This is a genomic window from Marinobacter sp., from assembly GCF_014859525.1.
In the GTDB taxonomy this organism is placed as follows: Bacteria; Pseudomonadota; Gammaproteobacteria; order Pseudomonadales; family Oleiphilaceae; genus Marinobacter.
In genome coordinates this window covers 1-22,239 of record NZ_JACUUB010000010.1, presented here as the reverse complement: position 1 = coordinate 22,239, position 22,239 = coordinate 1, and the positions used below count along the sequence as shown (strand labels likewise).

Below are 22,239 nucleotides of genomic sequence, written 5' to 3'. Positions count from 1 at the left end.
CTCCGTTTCTGCTGGCCGGGTCAGGCCAACACGCCGTTATTCCCGGATCGCACCCGAGATCATCCTTGCTGACGAGCCCACCTCCGCTCTGGATGCCGACAACCGGGATCGTTTTCTGGACTTATTGCTGTCCCTCGCGGAACAGCGCCGCTGCTCGGTGGTTTTTGTCAGCCACGATCGAGCCCTGGCCAGCCACTTCCACCATCAAATGGCACTGGGAGATAACGCATGAGCAAAGTTCGCCTCGCCCTCTCCCTCGCGACCGCCAGCCTTTGGTATCGCCGCAGAGTGCTGGCCCTGGTGTGCCTGACGCTCACGCTCAGCGTGACACTGCTACTCGGCATTCAGTACCTGCGCACCGACATCCGACAGTCATTCACCAGCACCATCAGCGGCACCGACCTGATCGTCGGTGCCCGCAGCGGCCAGCTCAACCTTCTGATGTACACGGTGTTCCACATCGGCGACGCCACCAACAACATCCGCTGGTCGACGTTCCAGGCCATGGCGCAGGACAGCCGGATTGATTGGCTGATTCCGATCTCGCTGGGCGACAGTTACCGGGGTTACCGGGTAGTAAGCACCAACGATCAGTTTCTCAAGCACTTCCAGTACGGCAATAATCAGGCGCTTGAGCTGGCCCGGGGTGAATGGTTTGACGACCTGTTTGACGTGGTTCTGGGTGCCGGCGTGGCCCGGCAACTGAACCACCAGGTCGACGATGAAATTGTTCTGTCTCACGGCGGGGGGCGCAGCGATCACAGGCCTCAGCCCCTGGCTTTTGCAGCAATACGGCATTCAGATCAGCCTGCGCGCCCTGAATCAACAGGAATGGCTGTTACTCAGCTCTGTTCCCATCGCCGCCCTGCTGGTCTCAATGGTGCCTGCGATGACAACCTGGTGGCGAAGCCGAAAATTAGGATTTGGCACCGGAGGCGAGAGCTGACCTGCCGCCAAAGGTGACGCGCATCACGGGTTGTCGTGGCATGACAAGGCGTTAAATTGACCGGTCTGGCATCGACACTTATAGTTACTGACACTTAACTCACTGTTGTTGGGCACGTCATGGAACAGTCCGAAGTACAAGCATTAGCGGACAAGCTGGACAAGCTGATCGAGCACTGCGAAAAGCTGGAGAAGGATAACGCCCTGTTGCGGGAGCTGCAGGACGACTGGAATCGTGAGCGAGCCCAGTTAACGCACAAAAACGATCTTGCCAAAAACAAGATTGAAGCCATGATCGGCCGCCTTCGGGCGCTGGAGCACCACTGATGTCACAGCAGTCAACCACCGTTGAAGTCAGAATTCTTGACAAGGAATACCTGGTGGCTTGTCCGCAAGAGGAGCAGGAAGCCCTGTTGCGCGCAGCCAGACACCTGGACAGCAAAATGCGGGAAATCCGCTCCAGCGGCAAAGTGTTCGGCACCGAGCGCATTGCAGTGATGGCTGCGCTGAATATGACACACGAGTTACTGGAGCGCGACACCATGTCTCACGCTACCAGCAGCCTGCTCAGGGCCATGGACAACCGGTTGGATGACGCGCTTGGCGGCCCATCGGGCAACTGACCCGGAAAGATTCCGGGAATGGGGTTGCAATCCGACCCGCCACTGCCCGTATAATGGTTTCAACTTCCTGGGCTGTTCGCTGGTCGGGTACGTCCTCGAGCCGATGCGCACTACCCAGGTGGCCACTTCAGGGCATTGTGAGCACGTCCCCCAAGGGGGAAAGCCTAATATGTCACAGCGGCCACCGACCTTGAACTTTGGGTTCAAGGGCTACATCCGATAACGGCAGCCCGGGAAGCTTTCTTTTGAGCCAGTACCCCCTAACTCATCCGTTTGAAGCCCATCCTGACCATCTTCCCAGAAGCGAACTGCGCAAACTTTTGCGCCGTAAACGGCGGGCACTCTCCTTCGACCAGCAACAACAGGCATCTGAGCAACTGGCTCTGAACCTGCTGAAGCATCCCGACTTGTTGCGCGCCCGACACATTGGCATCTATCTTCCCAACGACGGTGAAATTGACCCACAACTTTACATAGACCTTGGTCGACGCCGAGGCACCCATTTTTATCTGCCCATTCTGCACCCCATCCACCCGGGCAAACTGGTCTTCGGCCCCTACGATGAAGGCGTTGAGCTGACGGCTAACCGCTTTGGCATTCCCGAACCCCCATTCCCGACAGCAAGGCGCAGGCCAGCCTGGGCATTGCATGCCGTGCTGTTTCCGTTGGTTGGCTTTGACGAACAAGGGGGAAGACTGGGAATGGGCGGAGGATTTTATGACCGAACCTTTGCATTCAGCCGGTTACGGCCGGCAATGGCACCGAAACTGATCGGGCTGGCCCATGATTTTCAGAAGGTAGCGTCACTGCCTGTTGAGCCCTGGGATGTCCCCCTGCACGGCGTAGTGACAGACGCGGCCTGTTATCGGTTCAGGCGCTGATTGGGTACTTGGGTAAAGCTGGTCGCCGGAAGGTGTCGGTCTGCGCTTTTATCTTCAGATGCCTGGATGGAGGTAAATCCGGTCACAACCAGGCCGACAGCAAAGATCAGCACAATGGTGCGAATGATATCCGGCTTACTACCCATGACATGAATTCCTGCTTATTATTTGGATTAATTGGTGGAAAATCAGATAACTATTCTTGACTCCCAGAATTAAACGAAAGACTAACACGTAACTCGATTTTTACAATTTTTGACAGATTACCGTTACGTTAACTTTGATATCGACGGCCAAGCCCCCTCGTCAGGGAGACCTGGCCGTCGATTACTTGCGGTTCCCAGATCCGAGGAACAGGCGATACGCCTCGTTATCGGTCATGTTTTCATAGCGGAAACCGACCTTATCCAGCATGCCTTCAAAGTCGGTAATCTCATCGCCGTCTACCTGAGCTCCCAGCAGAACACGACTGTAGGCAGCGCCGTGGTTACGGTAGTGAAACAGGGAAATGTTCCAACGGGTACCGAGAGACATCAAAAACTTCAGCAAGGCGCCCGGGCGCTCGGGAAACTCGAACTGGTAAACGACTTCGTTGGCCACCGAGGGCGCATGGCCGCCAACCATATGCCGAATATGCTGCTTGGCCAAATCGCTGTCGGTAAGATCGATCACAGAATAGCCGTTTTCACGGAGCTCCTGGACAAGCTCTTCCCGACCATGTCCACCCGCCTGGATCTGGATACCAACAAAGATGGTGGCACTCTCGGAGTCCGAATAGCGATAGTTGAACTCAGTGAGGCTCCGTTTATGCAGGGCATTGATAAAGCTCTTGAAAGCGCCCGGGCGTTCGGGGATAGTCACCGCCAGAATCGCCTCACGCTTCTCACCGATTTCGGTCCGCTCGGAGATGTAACGCAGGCGGTCAAAGTTCATGTTGGCACCACTGAGCGTGGCAATCAGGTTCTCGTTCTCGATCTGCTCTCGCTCTATGTATTTTTTGATGCCTGCCACGCCCAAAGCCCCCGCAGGTTCCGCAATAGAGCGAGTATCTTCAAAAACGTCTTTGATCGCAGCGCAGATTTCATCGGTCGATACCGTGATCACTTCGTCCACATGATCTTTGCAGATTTCCCAGGGGTACTCACCGATTTGTTTGACCGCCACGCCGTCCGCAAATATTCCGACTTCATCCAGAATTACCCGTTCGCCCGCCGCTAACGCAGCCTGCAGGCAGTTGGAATCTTCCGGCTCAACGCCGATCACTTTGATCTCGGGGCGTAAGTATTTGATATACGCAGCCATACCTGCAATCAGTCCGCCACCGCCCACGCAAATAAAAATAGCGTGGATCGGCTTACTGAACTGCCACATGATCTCCATGGCCACGGTGCCCTGGCCGGCAATCACATCCGGATCGTCGTAAGGCGGAATGTAGGTGTAGCCATGCTTTTTGATCAACTCCTGAGCATGAATGGCGGCTTCATCAAAGGCATCACCCTTCAGTACCACTCGCGCACCATGATCCCGCACCGACCGCACCTTGATTTCAGGCGTGGTCTGGGGCATCACGATCACCGCCTTGATACCCAGTTTCTTGGCGGCCAGTGCCACACCCTGGGCATGGTTACCGGCAGACGCACAAATCACACCTTTGGCCTTCTGCTCTTCAGAGAGCTGGGCAATCCTGTTGTAGGCGCCACGAATCTTGAAGGAAAACACCGGCTGAAGGTCTTCACGCTTGAGCATAATATTGTTGCCAAAGCGCTTGGAGAGGCTACGGGCTTCAGTCAGGGGTGTTTCGATGGCGACGTCATAGACCCGCGCATCGAGAATCTTCTTGATATAGCGTTGCGGCATGATGGTTCCGGTTGCTGGTGATTTGGCGTGGAAAAACCCACAGTGTAGAAACTTTGCACGGCAGCCGTCTATAAGCAGAGACCCTGCACGGGTATAATCCGCACAAAATCATCATGCTTTTCCCGGAGCCCACCATGACGCAGGACGAACTCAAACAAGCCGTTGCCAAAGCAGCCGTGGACTACATTGCCCCAAAACTGGAGCGCAGCAGCATTGTTGGCGTGGGCACTGGCAGTACCGCCAACTTTTTTATCGACCTCCTTGCTCAGTACAAAGACGACTTCGACGGCGCCGTGGCAAGCTCCGAAGCCACCGCTGAGCGCCTGAGAAAACACGGCATCGAAGTCTACGACCTGAACAGCATCAGCCAAATGGAGTTCTATGTAGACGGGGCGGATGAAACCAACGCCAACCTGGAACTGATCAAAGGCGGCGGCGCCGCGCTGACCCGGGAAAAAATCGTAGCGGCGGTGGCCAAAACGTTCATTTGCATTGCTGACGACTCAAAAATGGTGGGCATCCTTGGCGACTTCCCGCTACCGGTGGAGGTCATCCCCATGGCACGCAGCCATGTTGGCCGAGAAATCGTCAAGCTCGGTGGCGACCCGGTGTACCGTGACGGTGTTACCACCGACAACGGCAACATCATCATCGACGTCCACAACCTGGACATCTCCCGCCCGATCCAGATGGAAGAAAAACTGAACAACATCGTGGGCGTGGTCACCAATGGCCTGTTCGCCCGTCGCCCGGCGGACCTGTTACTGCTGGGCACCCGCGAGGGCGTGAAGAGCATCCCCCGCAACGGAGCATGACACCAGGGATTGCCTCCAGAAAGCTGGCCAACCGGGCCAGTTTTTTTGTGCCCGGCGAAATGCAAACCAAGCGCTTGCTTGGTGACGGAGATTGCGCGACACTCGTCCCATCGAAAAACAAGTACACAGGGAGCGAATCCGTGTCTGACTACTTCAACGAAACCCACGAACAGGTGCGCCAGACCGCGCGCAAATTTATCGAAACCCACGTACGCCCTTACATAGACGACTGGGAAGAAGCCGGCGAATTCCCCCGGGAAATCTACCAGCTCGCAGGCGACGCAGGGCTTCTGGGTATTGGCTTCCCCGAGGCTCTGGGCGGCCTCGGTGAGGGCGATATTTTTATGAAAGTCGCGGTTTCCGAGGAACTGATGCGTTCCACCTCCGGCGGCTTTGTGGCCAGCATCGGCTCCCTGGACATTGGGCTGCCGCCGGTCGCCAAGTGGGCGAAGAAGGAAATCCGGGAACAGATCGTACCACCGATATTACGTGGCGAAAAAATCGCTGCGCTTGCGGTTACCGAACCGGGCGGCGGCTCCGACGTTGCCAACCTGAAAACCCGCGCGGTAAAAGATGGCGATCACTACATCGTCAACGGCAGCAAAACCTTCATCACCAGCGGCATCCGCGCCGATCACTACACGGTGGCTGTGCGCACCGGGGGCGAAGGCCACGCTGGCATCAGCCTGCTGCTGATCGACCGCGACACGCCTGGCTTCTCTACCGGCAAGAAACTCAAGAAAATGGGCTGGTGGGCCAGCGACACCGCCGAGCTGTTCTTCGAAGATTGCCGGGTACCCGCCGATCGCCTGATCGGCGCCGAGAATGCCGGTTTTATCGCCATTATGAGCAACTTCCTGGCCGAGCGTCTGAGTTTGTCCATCATGGCCTACATGACCGCCCAACTGGCCTACGAGGCGGCCCTGGACTACACCAAACAACGCCAGGCCTTCGGCCGCAACATCGCCGGCTTCCAGGTCACCCGCCACAAACTCGTGGACATGGCGACCCAGATCGATATCGCCCGGGAATACACCTACCGCTGCGCCGCGCTGATGCAGGCCGGCAAGAATCCGATCAAACAGGTGGCCATGGCCAAGAACTTCTCGGTGGATGTGTGTGAAAAGGTCACCCGCGAAGCGGTGCAGCTGTTCGGTGGCATGGGCTATATGCGTGAATCCGTGGTAGAGAGGCTGTATCGGGATGCCAAGCTTCTGTCCATTGGCGGCGGCACTACGGAAATCATGAAGGAGCTGATTGCCAAGCAAATCAGGCTTTAATCGCTGGAGTTAGGGGCGTACCAAGGTGCTTTCCAAAACACGCTCCTTCGGCACGTCCGTGTGACGCTTGGGCTCCGCCATCCATGGCTCCGCACAGTTTTGGAAAGTACCTTGGTACGCCCCTCGCCAAACTCGGTACGGGCTCCCAACAATATTCGCAGAGACTTCGGGCGTTGGTGGGGTGTGCCTTTCCAGAACCGTTGAGGGCCATGGACGGCCCGAAACGAGCCTACAGGGACGTACTTGTAGGCGTGTTCTGGAAAGGCACACCCCACCGACGCAGGCACTATCGATGAGCCACAGACCAAGGTTTAGTTTCGAATGGCAAGAGACTTCCGTATAATTACGTCCACTTTTTGAACGCAGTTAAACGTACCTAACGTACCAGGAAGGATCGCACATGCAATTCGACAACATTCCCGCTGGCAAGAACCCGCCAGAAGACATCTACGTAGCCATCGAAATCCCGGCGAACAGCTCCCCGGTCAAGTACGAGCTGGACAAAGACATGGGCGCCCTGCTGGTTGACCGGTTCATGGCTACCCCCATGTTCTACCCGGCCAACTACGGCTTCATCCCCCACACCCTGGCTGACGACGGCGACCCCCTGGACGTACTGGTTGTTACGCCCTACCCGATCCAGGCTGGCTCGGTCATCCGTTGCCGCCCAGTGGGCGTGCTGAACATGGAAGACGAAGCCGGTGGTGATGCCAAGCTGGTTGCCGTGCCTCACGACAAGCTGACCACCACCTACCACGATATCAAAGAAATTGACGACCTGCCGGAGCTGCTGCGCAACCAGATCCGCCACTTCTTCGAGAACTACAAAACCCTCGAGCCCGGCAAGTGGGTCAAGGTACAAGGCTGGGGCAACGCCGCTGAAGCCAAACAAGCCATTGTCGACTCGGTCAACGCCTACAAAGGCTGATACCGGTGCAGACATGAAAAAAGCCGGGCCGCTTATGCAGTGGCCCGGCTTTTTTCGTATTGGCGGTTCGGTTCAGCCCCGTGACAGCAGGTCCCGCATATCACTGATCGCCGAATTGGCCCGCGACAGGTAGGCGGCCATGGTCAGTGAATGGTTTGCCAGCACCCCGAAACCACTGCCGTTCAGGATAACCGGACTCCACATGGTACCCTGAGTGCCTTCCAGCTCAATAATGATCTGCTTCACACTGGCCATCGCGTTCTTGTCTTGCAGCACCTTGCGGAAGTCCACTTCAATAGCCCGGAAAATGTGCAACAAGGCCCAGGCACTGCCGCGGGCTTCGTAGAACACGTCGTCAATTTGTGTCCAGGGTGTTTTGACTTCCGAACCGCCGGTCTCTTCCTGCAGCGGATCGTCCGGGTTCAGGTTGGCCATGGCATCCGAGACCGAGGCTTTGCCAACACTCTCGCCGAGAGTGCGGGACAGGCTGCCCAGTCGGGTTTCAAGATCAGCCAGCCAATTATTCAGGTTATCCGCTCGGGCAAAAAACTGGGCATTTGGCTGATCCGGGTGAGACAGTCGCTCCAGATAACGATGCAGAGCATTGATGCCCCGACGGTACTCCCGCTCGGTGGATGGAATCGCCCAACTGCCGCTGTCAAAATGGAACTGAGGTTCTGCGATGATCAAATCCGGGTCTTCCGCGGACTGGCTTTGGGCGCGACTGATGTCCCGCCGCATGGCGCGAGACAGATCCCGTAGCTGAACCAGCACACCGTACTCCCAGTACGGCATGTTATCCATCCACAAACCCGGCGGAAAAATGTCGTTGGAGATGTAGCCACCCGGCTTGTCCAGGAGGGTTTCCGCAAGACGAATCATGGTGGCTGTGGTCGCAAAACCAGCCACGGGCTCACGTTCCATTTCGCTGGCCAGTGTCCGTGTATGCTCACGTACCGAGAAGGTCGCCGGCTCACGACTCCAGTAAATGCCAAGCACAATGGTAATCAGCAGATAAACCACCAGGATCACCATAACGAGTTTTCCGACCACACCACTGCCACTGGCGTAATCCTGCAGGTCGTCCTTCTTGTCGCTGAAGTACTGTCTGATCTTGCCCGACATAAGGCTATGCTTCCCCTGTTTATGATTGTTCGGCGGCAAATGCCATGCCCAGATGATATCCCATGGCCCCATCGATACCCAGCTTACGGCTTACAGAGTACCGAGTATTCAACTGCAGTTTCTACTCCGGTCGCAACACAACCTTCACACCACGGCTGCGGGCGATGGCAATCCCCGACTGAAGCCAGAACCCGCAGCCCCACCTCACCCAGGCGAGTCCAGCCCCGATCCGATGAGTGTTCTGATGGCAGTGTGTGACCTGTACCGCAGAGTTGACAAACATTTACATAGCGCAACCTACGCCGACAACATTAAACACTATAGACTCTGCAAAAGGACTAAGGTTAAAAAGTTCGTCCTGCCGGATCGGACCACTAAAAATGAAAACAGACAGGCCGGAGCCCCATGACCGACGAAAGCCAGAAAGATAAGCTCAGGCAGCATTTCGCCCGCCGTGTTACCACCCAAGCCCGAGTGGTTCTGGATACCTGGCAGAAAATCCGCGAAGACCGTAACCAGGCAGGCAGCCATCGAGCCGACCTTATCTCTGCCACCGACAAACTGGTGCGATACGCCAAGCGCTTTGAAATGGAGAGCCATGCCGCCGCGGCTGAGCACATTCTTGGCCTGCTCACCGACTGGCACCAAAGTGCCCCGTTGAACGATGACCGCGAGCACCAGCTGGAAGATGCCACCGAAGCTCTGCGCCATTGCACTCAACGGCGCAGCGATCAGGCAGAAACAGACGCTCCTCACCAATACCGGCGAACCCCGGTTTACATCGCACTGTCTAATCAGGAAATGGCGGCCCGGCTGATTCGGCAACTGGAGTTTTTCGGTTTCCGCGCGTCTGCTTTCGGTGCCGCTTCGGACCTGGCAGAAGCCTGCGCCCTGAGCAAGCCTGAAACCATTCTGATGGACGTCAATTTCGGCGGCGCCATCAATGCAGGCATCGGGACGGTAGAGCATCTGCAAGAGCAGCACGACACCCCCATTCCGATCATTTTCATGAGCGATGAGGACGGCACCATTGAAACCCGGCTGAGAGCTTCCCGCTGCGGCGGCGAAGAGTTCTTCTACCCGGCCGTGGACCCGGGACAACTGATCGAGAAGATCGAAACCTACACCCATGGCAACACGGTAGAGCCTTATAAAGTGCTGGTTCTGGACGACTCCCGGGCCCAGGCCAAGTACATGGAAACGGTGCTCAAGAAAGCGGGCATGACCGCTCACATCATCACCGACCCCATGCAGATTATTCATGCACTGGAAGAATTTTCACCCGAAATCATTATTCTCGATATGTATATGCCCGGCTGCACCGGCATGGAGATTGCCCGGGTTATTCGCCAGCAGGATCGCTTCCACAGCGTACCGATCATCTACCTGTCGGCCGAAGAAGACGTCACCAAACAGCTACACGCCATGAGCCTGGGCGGCGATGACTTCCTGACCAAACCCATTGACCCAAAACATCTGATCGCCACCATCCACAACCGCGGCCGCAGAGCTCGCTCGTTGCTGGCGCTGATGATCCGCGACAGCCTGACCGGTCTGTACAACCACACTCACACTCTGCATCTATTGGAGCAGGAGATCGTGCGCGCCCAGCAAAAGCAGCAGCCCCTGTGCTTTGCCATGCTCGACATCGACTACTTCAAAAAAGTAAACGACACCTTCGGCCATCCTATTGGGGATCGGGTACTGCGCAGCCTGTCCATGTTTCTCAAGCAGCGCCTGCGCAAAACCGATCACATTGGCCGCTATGGGGGTGAAGAGTTCGCCATCATCCTGCCTAACACTCGCCCAAGCGATGCACGCAACGTGCTCAATGAAATTCGTGAGCGCTTCTCCGAGCTGGTGCAGCCGGCGGGCGACCGGGAATTCAACGTCACCTTCAGCTGCGGTGTTGCCGCCTGGGATGGAGACAGCTCCCAGTCACTTTGTGAGCGAGCAGATCGGGCCCTTTACACCGCCAAGGAACACGGGCGCAACTGCGTCACCTTGGCGGAGTCCTGACCCACCAGGGCCGGGCGGTCTGCCCGGCCCCATGAAACCAATGTCGAATACCGGCACCGGTTCTCATCCACCACAATAATTGCCATCAACGAAATGTCATCGCACGAATGGCAATTGCTGTGTAATCTTTTCAAGATCGGCAAAGGCTCGGCAAGATTGTCAAAAAGTGTTGATCTGAGGGTAATAAGTACGCACCATTTAGGTAACGTGCCGTTATCTTCGGCGATCCTGTAAAAAAGATATCAAGGCAGACAAAACCATGTCGACCATACTTGTACTGCATGGCCCCAACCTCAACATGCTCGGCACCCGAGAACCCGAGGTTTATGGCTATGAGACATTGGCTGACATTGATGATCGTTTGCGGGCGCAAGCAGCTGAGAAAGGCCATCACCTGCTGCACCTGCAATCCAATGCAGAATATGAATTGATCGAACGAGTGCACGAAGCCCGGGCTGAAGGGGTGGACTTCATCCTTATCAATCCCGCTGCCTTCACCCATACCAGCGTTGCCCTCAGAGACGCCATGCTGGCCTCTGGCATACCGTTTATAGAAGTGCATTTGTCGAACGTGCATGCGCGGGAACCTTTCCGCCATCACTCCTACTTTTCAGATATTGCCGAAGGCGTTATCTGTGGGCTGGGCAGCCAGGGCTACGACCTCGCCCTGCAAGCTGCTCTGCACCGAATTCACCGATAGACCAGAGACAACGGGACTGGAACAGTTATGGATATTCGCAAGATCAAGAAGCTGATTGAATTGCTTGAAGAGTCAGACGTCGAAGAGTTAGAGATTCACGAGGGCGACGATTCCGTTCGTATCTCCCGCCGTCGCGAGCAAACAGCCGGCGCGGGCCATTACGTCAGCCACTACTCGGCACCCGCACCGCAAGCACCGGCACCGGTTGCCGAAGCAGCGCCCGCCGATGTGCCTGCCGCACCGGCCGCGATCAATGGCCATGCGGTCAAATCGCCTATGGTTGGCACCTTCTACCGGTCGCCATCACCCAGCGCCTCTGCGTTTATTGAGGTTGGCCAAAAGGTGAATGCGGGCGACGTCATCTGCATAGTTGAAGCCATGAAGATGATGAATCAGATCGAGGCAGACAAAGCCGGCACCGTCACCGAAATTCTGGTCGAGAACGGCCAGCCGGTGGAGTTTGACCAGCCCCTGGTCGTCATTTCCTGAATTCGGTGATTGCTAACCATGGCTATGTTAGAAAAAGTTCTGATCGCAAACCGCGGTGAAATCGCCCTGCGCATACTCCGAGCCTGCAAAGAGTTGGGCATCAAGACAGTAGCGATTCACTCTCAGGTCGATCGCGACCTGATGCACGTTCGCCTGGCAGACGAAACCGTCTGCATCGGCCCGAACAGCCCGACTGAGAGCTACCTGAACATCCCCGCCATCATCAGTGCGGCAGAGGTAACGGACTCCGTCGGCATACATCCAGGCTATGGCTTTCTGGCAGAGAACGCCGATTTTGCGGAGCAAGTCGAAAAGAGCGGTTTCCGCTTTATCGGCCCCCGTGCGGAAACCATTCGCTTGATGGGCAACAAGGTATCTGCCATCGAAGCCATGAAAAAGGCCGGTGTTCCAACGGTGCCTGGCTCCGACGGCCCGCTGACGGATGACGACGAACGCAACCTGATGCTGGCCCGTCAGATTGGCTACCCGGTAATGATCAAAGCTGCATCGGGCGGCGGTGGCCGGGGCATGCAGGTGGTGCACTCGGAAGCCGCACTGCTTAAAGCCGTCCAGATTACCCAGACCGAAGCTAAAAATGCCTTCGGCGACCCGACCGTGTATCTGGAAAAATTCCTGGAAACGCCTCGGCATGTGGAAGTTCAGGTGCTGGCCGACATGCATGGCAATGTGATTCATCTGGGTGACCGGGACTGTTCCATGCAGCGCCGCAACCAGAAAGTCATCGAGGAAGCGCCGGCGCCGAACGTTAATCCGGAATCTCGCGAGCGCACCCTCAAGGCTTGTATCGATGCCTGCAAGGAAATCGGCTACGTGGGCGCCGGCACCTTCGAGTTCCTGTATCAGGACGGCGAGTTCTACTTCATCGAAATGAACACCCGGATACAGGTAGAGCACCCTGTGTCGGAGATGGTGACCGGCGTCGACATCGTCCGCGAACAGCTGCGCATTGCCAGCGGCCTTCCGCTGCAATACAGCCAGGATGAGATTCACATCACCGGCCACGCCATCGAGTGCCGGATCAACGCCGAAGACCCGCAAAGCTTTGTGCCCAGTCCGGGTAAGGTCAAGCACTTTCATGCTCCCGGCGGGAATGGCATCCGGGTGGATTCTCATCTTTACAGCGGTTATACCGTGCCGCCGTACTACGATTCCCTGATCGCCAAACTGATCACCTGGGGCGACGATCGGGAAATTGCCCGCCGTCGCATGAAGAACGCACTGGATGAAATGGTGGTTGAAGGCATCAAGACCAATCAACCTCTGCATCGAAAACTGGTACGCGATGGTGGCTTTAAACAGGTAGACTTCACCATCCACTACCTTGAGAAACTGATGCGGGATTAATCATGCCCTGGATACAACTCCAGATTCCAGCTGATCCGGACACTGCGGATCAGCTGGAGGACCTGTTAATGGAAATGGGCTCAGACGCCGTTTCCATGGAAGACGCCGCCGACCAGCCTCTGTACGAACCCGACCCGGGCACCACGCCGCTTTGGAGCCAGACTACCGTCACCGGGCTGTTCCAGTCTGACCGGAATATAGAGCAACTTTGCTCTGACATCCGGGACGCCTGGCATCAGCAAACCCAGCAGTCCCTGGCCGAGATCGACGTTAGCCTGGTTGAGGACAAAGACTGGGAACGGGCCTGGATGGATGACTTTCATCCCCTGCAGTTTGGTGAACGCCTGTGGATTGTCCCCAGCTGGTGCGACGCGCCAGACCCTGACGCCGCAAACCTTCTGCTCGACCCCGGCCTTGCCTTTGGCACCGGCACACACCCGACCACCGCTTTATGTCTGCAATGGCTGGACGGCCAGGATGTCACCGGAAAACAGATCACCGACTATGGCTGCGGCTCCGGCATTCTGGGCCTTGCTGCCCTGTTGCTTGGTGCTGATCACGTTATCGGTGTCGACACCGACCCCCAGGCTTTGGAAGCCAGTCGCGACAATGCCCGCCGTAACGGCGTTGAAGATCGCCGACTGGACCTGTACCTGCCCGGTAACGATCCGGACACACGCGCGGACGTCATGCTGGCCAACATTCTGGCCCAACCCCTGATCAGCCTGGCGCCCAGGTTGGCGGAGCTGACCCTGCCCGGAGGCCACCTGGTACTCTCCGGCATCCTGTCCCATCAGGCCCGGGACGTAATGGCGGCCTACGAGCCGTGGTTTGTAATGGACGAGCCTGAACAGAAAGAAGACTGGATACGCCTCACAGGACGGCGCAAGGGCGGATGACGAGCTCGCCGTTTAGGACTAAACTGCCTCATTCGTAGTGATCGTATCGCGATCAATCAGCGCTCAAGCTTTCAGGAACGAAGCATGACCTCAAGCAGTCTGCAAACCCAATGCCCCAATTGCGAAACCCGCTTCCGGGTGACTGAAGAGCAGCTCAGCATCGCGCGGGGCAAGGTTCGTTGTGGCAGCTGCATGAAAGTCTTCAATGCGATTGAGCATCAGGTCATCAAAGCCCACAGCGATGCGCCAACGGACAAACCAGTGCCGAGGGAACCATCCGGCACCCCCAGCCCTGATGCAAGCACCCCTGCGGGCGCTGACGAAGAAAATTTCGTCTTCGCAGACAACCCCGAAGAAGATGCCACCGAAGGGCGTTATGCCGGGACAAATCTGACCTTTTCGCAGGATGAGCTAAGCGACAGCTTTCGGGCATTCGACGAACCCGAACAATCCGGCTATCAGGATGACGACCTCGCGCCGGACAAGAAGGCCGTCGACGAAAGCTGGGCCGAGGCCATGCTTTCGGAGGATCATCCAAAACAGTCCTCTGAGCAATCAGAAACGGCGAGCGAGCCACCACAAAAAACCGAAGCGCCAGAACCTGTGTCAACCAAAGACGCGCCAGCGGTCTCCGAAGTTGAACAAACACCGCAGGAGAACCCTCAGGCCACTCAGCAAATCAAGCCTGAAACAGACGAACCGCCGGCCAGACAAAAATCCGGAGCTCTTGCCGCAACCAGTGAGCTGACGCTTGCCGCCACGGACGATGATCGGGCCGTTAGCGCGCCCGCTTCCCAGCCTCGCCCAAGTCAGAAAGCCGATACCCTTTACCGGGATTTGCGCCGAGATCCGGTATCCGTGAGTCATGGCAGAAGCCGCCTGCGCACAGCGCTATGGACACTCGTGGTTCTGGCCCTGCTGGGCACCCTGGTGGCACAGGTGACCTGGTTCCAGTTTGACCGCCTCTCTGCCATTCCCCAACTCAGACCTTTTTATGAGCAGGGCTGCGAGCTGGCAGGATGTAAACTCAAGCCGCTGGTCAATGTCGACGCAATTCAGAGCCGAAAACTCGTCGTTCGCACTGACCCTGAAAATCGCAGCCAACTGATTGTGGATGCAGAAATCATCAACCGTGCCGGATTTGAACAACCATTCCCGGCCATTGCGTTGACCTTCTCAAACCTCAACGGTGACGTTGTTGCGCAAAGCACCTTCCTGCCCGAAGAATACCTTGCCGGTGATGCCGAATCGCTGGACAACATGCCCCCGGAAACACCGGTCAGAATTGCCATCAGCATTCGTGACCCAGGTCGCGACGCGGTCAACTACAACCTGAGCTTTCGGTCGTGGACACCCTGACGACAAACAGCGCCCTCGGCTGACCGGGCAAAAGTCAACCAGAAAGAACGAAAAATAATCAATTTTTTAAGCCATTTTGCCCTTCAATCAAGCCGTTCCCGGCGGTATCATTACCGCCCTTCGGGAACTGGAGCGATCATAAATTGAACAGTCGCTCTGCACCGAATTTTGCTTCATTCGCTGTGACACGGACTCAGATCATGCTGCCAACGGCAAAAATCGGGCCGTACACCTTGCCCAACCCGCTTATTGTTGCGCCCATGGCCGGCGTAACAGACCGTCCGTTCCGGCAGTTGTGCCGAAGAATGGGTGCCGGTCTGGCGGTGTCAGAAATGGTCATAGCGGACAGCAAGCTCTGGCATACGCGCAAATCCCGCACCCGGATGAACCACCAGGGTGAGCCGGAGCCCCGCTCGGTACAGATTGCCGGCGGCGATCCGGAGATGCTGGCCGATGCGGCCCGACAGAATGCCGAGTTTGGTGCTCAGATTATCGACATCAATATGGGTTGCCCAGCCAAAAAGGTGTGCAACAAAGCCGCCGGCTCTGCCCTGATGAAAGACGAAAAGTTGGTCAGGGAGATACTCGAGGCCGTAGTCAATGCGGTCGACATCCCCGTCACCCTGAAAATGCGAACGGGCTGGGATCAGGACAACCGTAACGCAACAGTGATTGCCCGCATGGCAGAAGACGCCGGCATACAAGCCATCGCTGTGCATGGCCGCACCCGCTCAGACAAATACAACGGCGATGCGGAGTACGACACCATTGCAGAAGTAAAGACCTGCGTGACTATTCCGGTCTTTGCCAACGGCGATATCACCACACCGGAAAAAGCCCGCCGGGTATTGGAGCACACCGGTGCCGACGGGCTGTTGATTGGTCGTGGTGCCCAGGGCCGGCCCTGGGTTTTCCGGGAGATTCTGCATTACCTGCAAACTGGAGAACACCTGCCAGCGCCATCGCTGGATGAGGTAGAACAGATATTGACGGGGCACCTGGCCGAGCTTCACAGCTTTTATGGTGAAAAAATGGGTGTGCGTATCGCCAGAAAACATGTGGGCTGGTATTTGCAGTCCCACGACCAAAGCAAACAGTTCCGCCAACGCTTCAACGCGATCGAAGATGCGCTGGAGCAAAAAGACCGAATCGAACAGTATTTTTCAGGCTTACGAAATGGAGAGGTATTCGCAGCATGACCGCTGAGACTTTGGCAAACGACAACCTGAGCACACCGGCGAACGATGAAATGCATCAGTTGCAAACGGTGAACAACAGCGGCAACAGCGTCACCTTGCGTGACAGTGTCGAGGTTGCTCTGACAAACTATTTTGAGCAACTGGACGGAGCCCCCGTCTCCGAGGTGTACCAGCTGGTGCTGTCGGAAGTGGAAGCACCGCTGCTCGAACAGGTGATGAAGTACACCCGTAACAACCAGACCAAAGCCTCTACCATGCTTGGCCTCAATCGCGGCACCCTGCGCAAGAAACTCAAGCAGTACGGTCTGCTATAATCAGACCAGACCCACAAGGGCCTCCCGGATCCGTTCGCGAGGCCTTTGTTCTTTATACCCAGGCTAAATCCGGCTTATCTGACCAGCGAAGAAAGTGACCCATGGCAAATCAGGCTAATACCCCCGTCCGTCGCGCTCTGATCAGCGTGAGTGATAAAACCGGCATCGTCGAGTTCGGCCGTGCTTTAACTGAACGCGGCATCGAGCTACTGTCTACGGGCGGAACCTTCCGTCTGCTGCAGCAGAATCAGGTGCCCGTCACCGAGGTGTCTGACTACACCGGCTTCCCGGAAATGATGGACGGCCGCGTCAAGACCCTGCACCCGAAGATTCATGGTGGCATTCTGGGTCGTCGCGGCACCGATGACACCATCATGACCCAGCACGGCATCGACCCCATCGACATGGTGGTGGTCAACCTGTACCCGTTCGAAGACACCGTCGCCAACCCCGACTGCGACCTGGCCACCGCCATTGAAAACATCGACATCGGCGGCCCGACCATGGTTCGTGCGGCCGCCAAGAACCACAACGACGTGGCCATCGTCGTTAACGCCGCCGACTACAGCCGGGTCTTGAAAGAGCTGAAAGATAACGACGGCCAGCTGACCTACAGCACCCGCTTTGACCTTGCGGTAAAGGCATTTGAACACACTGCCGGCTACGACGGCGCCATCGCCAATTACCTGGGCGGCCGCACTCCGGACAACGACAACGCCGACTTCCCGCGCACCTTCAACGCTCAGTTCGTGAAGGTCCAGGACATGCGTTACGGCGAGAACCCGCACCAGCGTGCCGCCTTCTACGCCGAGCGCAACCCGCGCGAAGCCTGCGTGGCCACCGCCAAACAGCTGCAGGGCAAGGAGCTGAGCTACAACAACGTCGCCGACACCGACGCCGCCCTGGAATGCGTGAAGCCGTTTGCCGACCCGGCCTGTGTCATCGTCAAGCACGCCAACCCCTGCGGTGTGGCTATCGGTGCGGATATTCTGCAGGCCTACGATCTGGCGTTTGCCACCGACCCCACCTCGGCCTTTGGCGGCATCATCGCCTTCAACCGTGAGCTGGACGCGGCCACAGCCCAGGCCATCGTCGACCGTCAGTTTGTCGAAGTGATCATCGCCCCCAGCATTGCCCCGGAGGCGCTGGAGATCGTCGCCGCCAAGAAGAACGTGCGTCTGCTGGCCTGCGGCGACTTCAATGGCGAACGCGCCCAGACCATGGACTACAAACGGGTGACCGGCGGCCTGCTGGTGCAGGATCGTGATCTCGGTATGGTCGCGATGGAAGACGTGAAAGTGGTCACCGAGCGCCAGCCCACCGAGCAGGAGCTGAACGACCTGCTGTTCGCCTGGGAAGTGGCCAAGTACGTCAAGTCCAACGCCATTGTCTACGCCAAGGCCGGCCGTACCATCGGCGTGGGCGCCGGCCAGATGAGCCGGGTCTACAGCGCCAAAATCGCCGGCATCAAAGCCGCCGACGAAGGTCTGGAAGTGACAGGCTCGGTAATGTCCTCGGATGCCTTCTTCCCGTTCCGGGACGGCATTGATGCGGCCGCCGCCGCCGGCATCACCGCGGTGATCCAGCCGGGAGGCTCCATGCGCGACCAGGAAGTGATCGACGCGGCCAACGAGCACGGCATTGCCATGGTCTTCACCGGCATGCGCCACTTCCGTCACTGATCAAAAATTCAGGAGCAACACATGAACATTCTGGTTATTGGCAGTGGCGGGCGCGAACACGCCCTGGCCTGGAAAGCGGCACAATCACCACTAGCGGACAAGGTCTTCGTGGCACCGGGGAACGCCGGCACCGCCCGGGAACCGAACCTGGAAAACGTCGATCTGGACGTGATGGACCTGGACGGTCTGGCCAACTTTGCCGAACACAACAACGTCGGCCTGACCATCGTCGGCCCGGAAGCCCCGTTGGTGGCCGGTGTGGTGGACAAGTTTGAAGCCCGCGGCCTGCGCATCTTCGGCCCCAGCGCCGGCGCCGCCCAGCTGGAAGGCTCCAAGGCCTTCACCAAGGACTTCCTGGCCCGCCAGAAGATCCCCACGGCGGATTACGGCAACTTCACCGATGTCGACGAAGCCCTCGCATACGTGCGGGGAAAAGGCGCACCGATTGTGGTCAAGGCCGATGGCCTGGCCGCCGGTAAAGGCGTGATCGTGGCCATGACTCTGGCTGAAGCCGAAGATGCCATCCGCGACATGCTCGCCGGCAACGCCTTTGGTGACGCTGGCAGCCGTGTGGTGGTCGAAGAATTCCTGGACGGTGAAGAAGCCTCCTTCATCGTCATGGTCGACGGCAAAAATGTGCTGGCCATGGCCACCTCCCAGGACCACAAACGCGTGGGCGACGGCGACACCGGCCCCAACACCGGCGGCATGGGTGCTTATTCGCCAGCCCCGGTGGTCACCGCCGAGGTACACCAACGCATCATGGACGAGGTCATCTACCCCACCGTCAACGGCATGGCCGCTGAAGGTCACCCTTACAAGGGTTTCCTGTACGCAGGCTTGATGATCGACGGCCATGGCACACCCAAAGTCATCGAGTTCAACTGCCGCTTTGGCGATCCGGAAACCCAGCCGATCATGCTACGCATGAAATCCGACATGGTGGAACTGTGCCAGGCTGCCGTGGATGGCAAGCTAGACCAGTGTGATTCCGAGTGGGACGAACGCGCTTCCGTAGGGATCGTTCTGGCTGCTGGCGGCTATCCCGCCAGCTACAACAAGGGCGACGTGATTTCCGGCTTACCAGACGGTGAAGTCGAAGGCGAAAAAGTCTTCCACGCCGGCACCAGCCTGAAAGATGGCCAGGTGGTGACCAGTGGCGGCCGGGTACTGTGTGCCACAGCACTGGGCAACACGGTTACGGAGGCCCAACAGCGGGCTTATCTGCTGGCAAAGAAAATCCGCTGGAACGGCATGTTCTACCGCAACGACATTGCTTACCGGGCCATCGCCCGCGAGCAATAACGCGTTACCTGCAGCGGTCATTGCAACCCGGCGACGTGCCGGGTTTTTTGTACTCAAAGCCTCACAGCCAATACAAGCAAATGGTAATTTTTGCTTGTTGTTAATGATTATCATTTGTATAGTTGCCATCCCGAGTCAATACCACCCTCACAGGATGCGATTATGCAACAGCGTTTTCCCCGTCGCCTTTTAGCCCTCGCCATTATGGTGGCCTCACTGCCCGTCGCCGCTCAGGAGCATACGCTCAAAGAACTGGTTATCATCGGTGACGAAACCTCCGCCTCCGCCCTGCCCGGCTCAGCGCATGTGGTTACCGAGCAGGATCTGGAAACCATGAAGTACACCGATATCCACCGAGTGGTACGCGAAGTTCCGGGCGTTTATCTGCTTGAGGAAGAAGGCTACGGTTTGCGCCCCAACATTGGCATTCGGGGCTCCGGCTCCGGACGTTCCGGTAAGGTCACCCTGATGGAAGACGGCGTGCTCATGGCGCCGGCCCCCTATTCCGGCCCGGCTGCCTATTACTTCCCGTCTTTCGGACGTATCAACAGTGTTGAAGTGCTGAAAGGACCAGACCTGCTCCGTTATGGCCCAGCCACCGTTGGCGGTGCGATCAACTTGCGCTCCACACCGATTCCCACCTCTACCGGCGGCCGGGTGACGGCCGAGATCGCCGAGGATAACGGCAAACGGATCCACGCCTGGTACGGCGCCAACAGCGACCAGGTTGGCTGGTTGATCGAAACTCACCAGCATGAGAGTGACGGTTTCAAGGACATCCGCCAGTCAGACCGCAAAGCCGGCTTCGACAAACAGGATTACGTCGCCAAGCTCCGACTGAATACCCGACCAGACGCTGACGTTTATCATCAGCTCGACCTGAAAGTGGATTACAGCGAAGAGCTGAGCCTGGAAACTTACCTCGGCTTGACCGATGCGGACTTTAACGCCAACCCGGCCCAGCGCTACTTTGCGTCTGAGCGGGATAACATGGATACCCAGCGCACCGGTTTCATGGCCCGGCATCTGGTGGATTTCAATAACGATGTAACCCTGACCACTACCGCCTACCGCAACCAATTCAAACGCAACTGGTACAAGGCCGCTGGCCTGAATTCCCTGATCAACGCCGCCAATGACGGTGATGCCCTCGCTCAGCAACAACTGCTTGGAGAGGCCGATCTGGCCGGCATCGAAATCAAGAATAACGCTCGCGAATACGAATCCCGGGGCATCGACTTTGTCGCAGACTGGGGTCTGGAACTGGCCGGCATGCGCCACGACCTGACCCTTGGCCTACGCTACCACGAAGACGACGTGGACCGCCTGCAGCCGGTGGACACTTTCGATCAGGTCATCGTTAACGGCCGGCCGGTTCTTCAGTATGTCTCAACCACCTCCGGAAGCGGCCTCAGCGGCAGCAATAACGCCATTGAGAAAGCCGAGGCCTGGAGCACCTACATCGCTGACCGGATTGCCGTGAACGACCGGCTTACTGTAACCGGCTTATTGCGTTACGAAGATATCGAGACCCGTCGGATTCGTTACCAACAGGAAGCCCGCACCGATGTGCACGACCGCGCGTCGAACACGACCGGTGAACTGCTGCCGGGCCTCGGCGCAACCTATAAGCTTGATGGTGGTATAACGCTTCTGGCCGGCATTCACCGTGGCATGGCACCCGCCGGTGCGGGCAGTACCGATGTTGATCCAGAGTTGAGCACCAACTATGAACTTGGCGCAAGGGTGCAGCGCGGAGCCGGCCGCTATGAACTGATCGGCTTTTACAGCGACTATGAGAACACGGTCCAGAACTGCTCCGTGGCCACCCCTTGCGCTGGTGGCCAGGACTTCGGCTCGGTCAGCCAGGGTGAAGCCCGCATTCAAGGCATCGAGGCTCTGGCTGGCTATGAGTTCGTCCTGACCAACGGCCTGTCGGTTCCGGTTGAAGCCACCTGGACCTACACCGATGCCGAGGTCACCAAAGACAGCGATTCCGGCAACGTCCTCAAGGGCGACAACCTGGTCTACCTGCCCGAGAACGTCCTGAACCTGCGCACCGGACTGCGCGCCGGTGACCAGTGGGATACGTATGTGAATGTATCTTATGTCGACGAGATGTGTATCGACAACGGCTGCGATCGCAGCGGCACCGATAACACGTTCAGAAAGACCGAATCGCTCACCGTGGTCGATCTCTCCGGCAGCTACCGCATAGCCGAAGGCGCCCGGGTCTTTGCCAAACTCGACAATGTGTTCGATACCCGGAAAATCATCGCCCGCTCACCCGATGGCGCCCGGCCCAATCTGCCGCGCACGGCATCCCTGGGCGTTACCGTCGATTTCTGATTGAAACCTCCTCATAAGAGGCTGATGGACCCGTCTGACTCAGGAAAACTTCAGCCCGGCCATTGACCGGGCTTTTTTCTGGGTTAGTGTTAGCGTTCAACAACG

Annotated in this window: 21 protein-coding genes, 1 other RNA gene and 1 pseudogene; 20 read left to right on the top strand and 3 right to left on the bottom strand. The window is 57.5% G+C overall.

What is annotated here, in order from left to right; translation table 11 throughout:
- Nucleotides 1-49: 49 nt before the first annotated feature.
- From IBX51_RS04385 to IBX51_RS04360, 6 genes and pseudogenes are all read left to right on the top strand, one after another.
- A pseudogene (locus IBX51_RS04385) lies at nucleotides 50-232 on the top strand (ABC transporter ATP-binding protein); the annotation flags it as partial.
- Complete coding sequence (locus IBX51_RS04380; protein ID WP_291829058.1) at nucleotides 229-963, top strand: ABC transporter permease; 735 nt, start codon at nucleotides 229-231, stop codon at nucleotides 961-963. The pseudogene IBX51_RS04385 and the gene IBX51_RS04380, both read left to right, overlap by 4 nt.
- 102 nt (nucleotides 964-1,065) lie before the next feature.
- Complete coding sequence (locus IBX51_RS04375; RefSeq protein WP_291829056.1) at nucleotides 1,066-1,272, top strand: TIGR02449 family protein; 207 nt, start codon at nucleotides 1,066-1,068, stop codon at nucleotides 1,270-1,272.
- A complete protein-coding gene (locus IBX51_RS04370; protein ID WP_291829054.1) occupies nucleotides 1,272-1,568 on the top strand; it encodes a cell division protein ZapA in 297 nt (98 codons plus the stop codon). The genes IBX51_RS04375 and IBX51_RS04370 overlap by 1 nt, the downstream gene beginning before the upstream one ends.
- 61 nt (nucleotides 1,569-1,629) lie before the next feature.
- Nucleotides 1,630-1,809, top strand: a non-coding RNA gene (gene ssrS, locus IBX51_RS04365) — 6S RNA.
- 4 nt (nucleotides 1,810-1,813) lie between these two features.
- Entirely contained in the window at nucleotides 1,814-2,449 is a 636-nt protein-coding gene (locus IBX51_RS04360; RefSeq protein WP_291829052.1) for a 5-formyltetrahydrofolate cyclo-ligase, read from the top strand.
- On the opposite strand, the gene IBX51_RS04355 is transcribed toward IBX51_RS04360, so the two are convergent.
- Together IBX51_RS04355 and ilvA are read right to left on the bottom strand one after the other, a co-directional pair.
- Nucleotides 2,431-2,595, bottom strand: coding sequence for a hypothetical protein (locus IBX51_RS04355; protein WP_291829051.1), 165 nt, complete (start codon nucleotides 2,593-2,595; stop codon nucleotides 2,431-2,433). The two genes, IBX51_RS04360 and IBX51_RS04355, sit on opposite strands and share 19 nt — an antisense overlap.
- Before the next feature lie 181 nt (nucleotides 2,596-2,776).
- Nucleotides 2,777-4,306 (bottom strand): threonine ammonia-lyase, biosynthetic, encoded by a 1,530-nt coding sequence (gene ilvA / locus IBX51_RS04350; protein ID WP_291829049.1) that lies wholly within the window; start codon nucleotides 4,304-4,306, stop codon nucleotides 2,777-2,779.
- Between the two features lie 134 nt (nucleotides 4,307-4,440).
- Between ilvA and rpiA the strand changes: the two genes are divergently transcribed.
- The 3 genes from rpiA to ppa all read left to right on the top strand — a co-directional run bounded on the left by rpiA (nucleotide 4,441) and on the right by ppa (nucleotide 7,329).
- Complete coding sequence (gene rpiA / locus IBX51_RS04345) at nucleotides 4,441-5,121, top strand: ribose-5-phosphate isomerase RpiA (protein ID WP_291829048.1); 681 nt, start codon at nucleotides 4,441-4,443, stop codon at nucleotides 5,119-5,121.
- A 140-nt stretch (nucleotides 5,122-5,261) separates the two neighbouring features.
- Nucleotides 5,262-6,401 (top strand): acyl-CoA dehydrogenase family protein, encoded by a 1,140-nt coding sequence (locus IBX51_RS04340; RefSeq protein WP_291829122.1) that lies wholly within the window; start codon nucleotides 5,262-5,264, stop codon nucleotides 6,399-6,401.
- 400 nt (nucleotides 6,402-6,801) lie between these two features.
- Nucleotides 6,802-7,329 (top strand): inorganic diphosphatase, encoded by a 528-nt coding sequence (gene ppa / locus IBX51_RS04335; RefSeq protein ID WP_291829046.1) that lies wholly within the window; start codon nucleotides 6,802-6,804, stop codon nucleotides 7,327-7,329.
- Nucleotides 7,330-7,401: 72 nt separating this feature from the next.
- Here ppa and IBX51_RS04330 read toward each other — a convergent pair whose 3' ends face one another.
- Complete coding sequence (locus IBX51_RS04330; protein WP_291829044.1) at nucleotides 7,402-8,454, bottom strand: DUF2333 family protein; 1,053 nt, start codon at nucleotides 8,452-8,454, stop codon at nucleotides 7,402-7,404.
- 405 nt (nucleotides 8,455-8,859) lie between these two features.
- Between IBX51_RS04330 and IBX51_RS04325 the strand changes: the two genes are divergently transcribed.
- From IBX51_RS04325 to IBX51_RS04275, 11 genes are all read left to right on the top strand, one after another.
- On the top strand, nucleotides 8,860-10,473 hold the full coding sequence (locus IBX51_RS04325; RefSeq protein ID WP_291829042.1) for a diguanylate cyclase: 1,614 nt from the start codon (nucleotides 8,860-8,862) through the stop codon (nucleotides 10,471-10,473).
- Between the two features lie 259 nt (nucleotides 10,474-10,732).
- Nucleotides 10,733-11,173, top strand: a complete 441-nt coding sequence (gene aroQ, locus IBX51_RS04320; protein ID WP_291829038.1) for a type II 3-dehydroquinate dehydratase — start codon at nucleotides 10,733-10,735, stop codon at nucleotides 11,171-11,173.
- A gap of 27 nt (nucleotides 11,174-11,200) precedes the next feature.
- Nucleotides 11,201-11,662 (top strand): acetyl-CoA carboxylase biotin carboxyl carrier protein, encoded by a 462-nt coding sequence (gene accB, locus IBX51_RS04315; protein WP_291829036.1) that lies wholly within the window; start codon nucleotides 11,201-11,203, stop codon nucleotides 11,660-11,662.
- Between the two features lie 18 nt (nucleotides 11,663-11,680).
- The gene (gene accC, locus IBX51_RS04310; RefSeq protein WP_291829034.1) at nucleotides 11,681-13,027 is read left to right on the top strand and encodes an acetyl-CoA carboxylase biotin carboxylase subunit; all 1,347 of its coding nucleotides are present in this window, start codon (nucleotides 11,681-11,683) and stop codon (nucleotides 13,025-13,027) included.
- Between the two features lie 2 nt (nucleotides 13,028-13,029).
- Nucleotides 13,030-13,926: a 50S ribosomal protein L11 methyltransferase gene (prmA, locus tag IBX51_RS04305; RefSeq protein ID WP_291829032.1), complete on the top strand. Its 897-nt coding sequence runs from the start codon at nucleotides 13,030-13,032 to the stop codon at nucleotides 13,924-13,926.
- Between the two features lie 84 nt (nucleotides 13,927-14,010).
- On the top strand, nucleotides 14,011-15,285 hold the full coding sequence (locus IBX51_RS04300; RefSeq protein ID WP_291829030.1) for a DUF3426 domain-containing protein: 1,275 nt from the start codon (nucleotides 14,011-14,013) through the stop codon (nucleotides 15,283-15,285).
- Between the two features lie 200 nt (nucleotides 15,286-15,485).
- Nucleotides 15,486-16,484, top strand: coding sequence for a tRNA dihydrouridine synthase DusB (gene dusB / locus IBX51_RS04295; protein WP_367166336.1), 999 nt, complete (start codon nucleotides 15,486-15,488; stop codon nucleotides 16,482-16,484).
- A gap of 50 nt (nucleotides 16,485-16,534) precedes the next feature.
- Nucleotides 16,535-16,798 carry a DNA-binding transcriptional regulator Fis gene (fis, locus tag IBX51_RS04290; protein WP_291829118.1) on the top strand — a complete coding sequence of 88 codons (264 nt, stop codon included), beginning with the start codon at nucleotides 16,535-16,537 and terminating at the stop codon, nucleotides 16,796-16,798.
- Between the two features lie 101 nt (nucleotides 16,799-16,899).
- Entirely contained in the window at nucleotides 16,900-18,480 is a 1,581-nt protein-coding gene (gene purH, locus IBX51_RS04285) for a bifunctional phosphoribosylaminoimidazolecarboxamide formyltransferase/IMP cyclohydrolase (protein WP_291829028.1), read from the top strand.
- 21 nt (nucleotides 18,481-18,501) lie between these two features.
- Nucleotides 18,502-19,785 (top strand): phosphoribosylamine--glycine ligase, encoded by a 1,284-nt coding sequence (gene purD / locus IBX51_RS04280; RefSeq protein ID WP_291829027.1) that lies wholly within the window; start codon nucleotides 18,502-18,504, stop codon nucleotides 19,783-19,785.
- Nucleotides 19,786-19,947: 162 nt separating this feature from the next.
- Nucleotides 19,948-22,134, top strand: coding sequence for a TonB-dependent receptor (locus IBX51_RS04275; RefSeq protein WP_291829026.1), 2,187 nt, complete (start codon nucleotides 19,948-19,950; stop codon nucleotides 22,132-22,134).
- The last annotated feature ends 105 nt before the right edge of the window (nucleotides 22,135-22,239 follow it).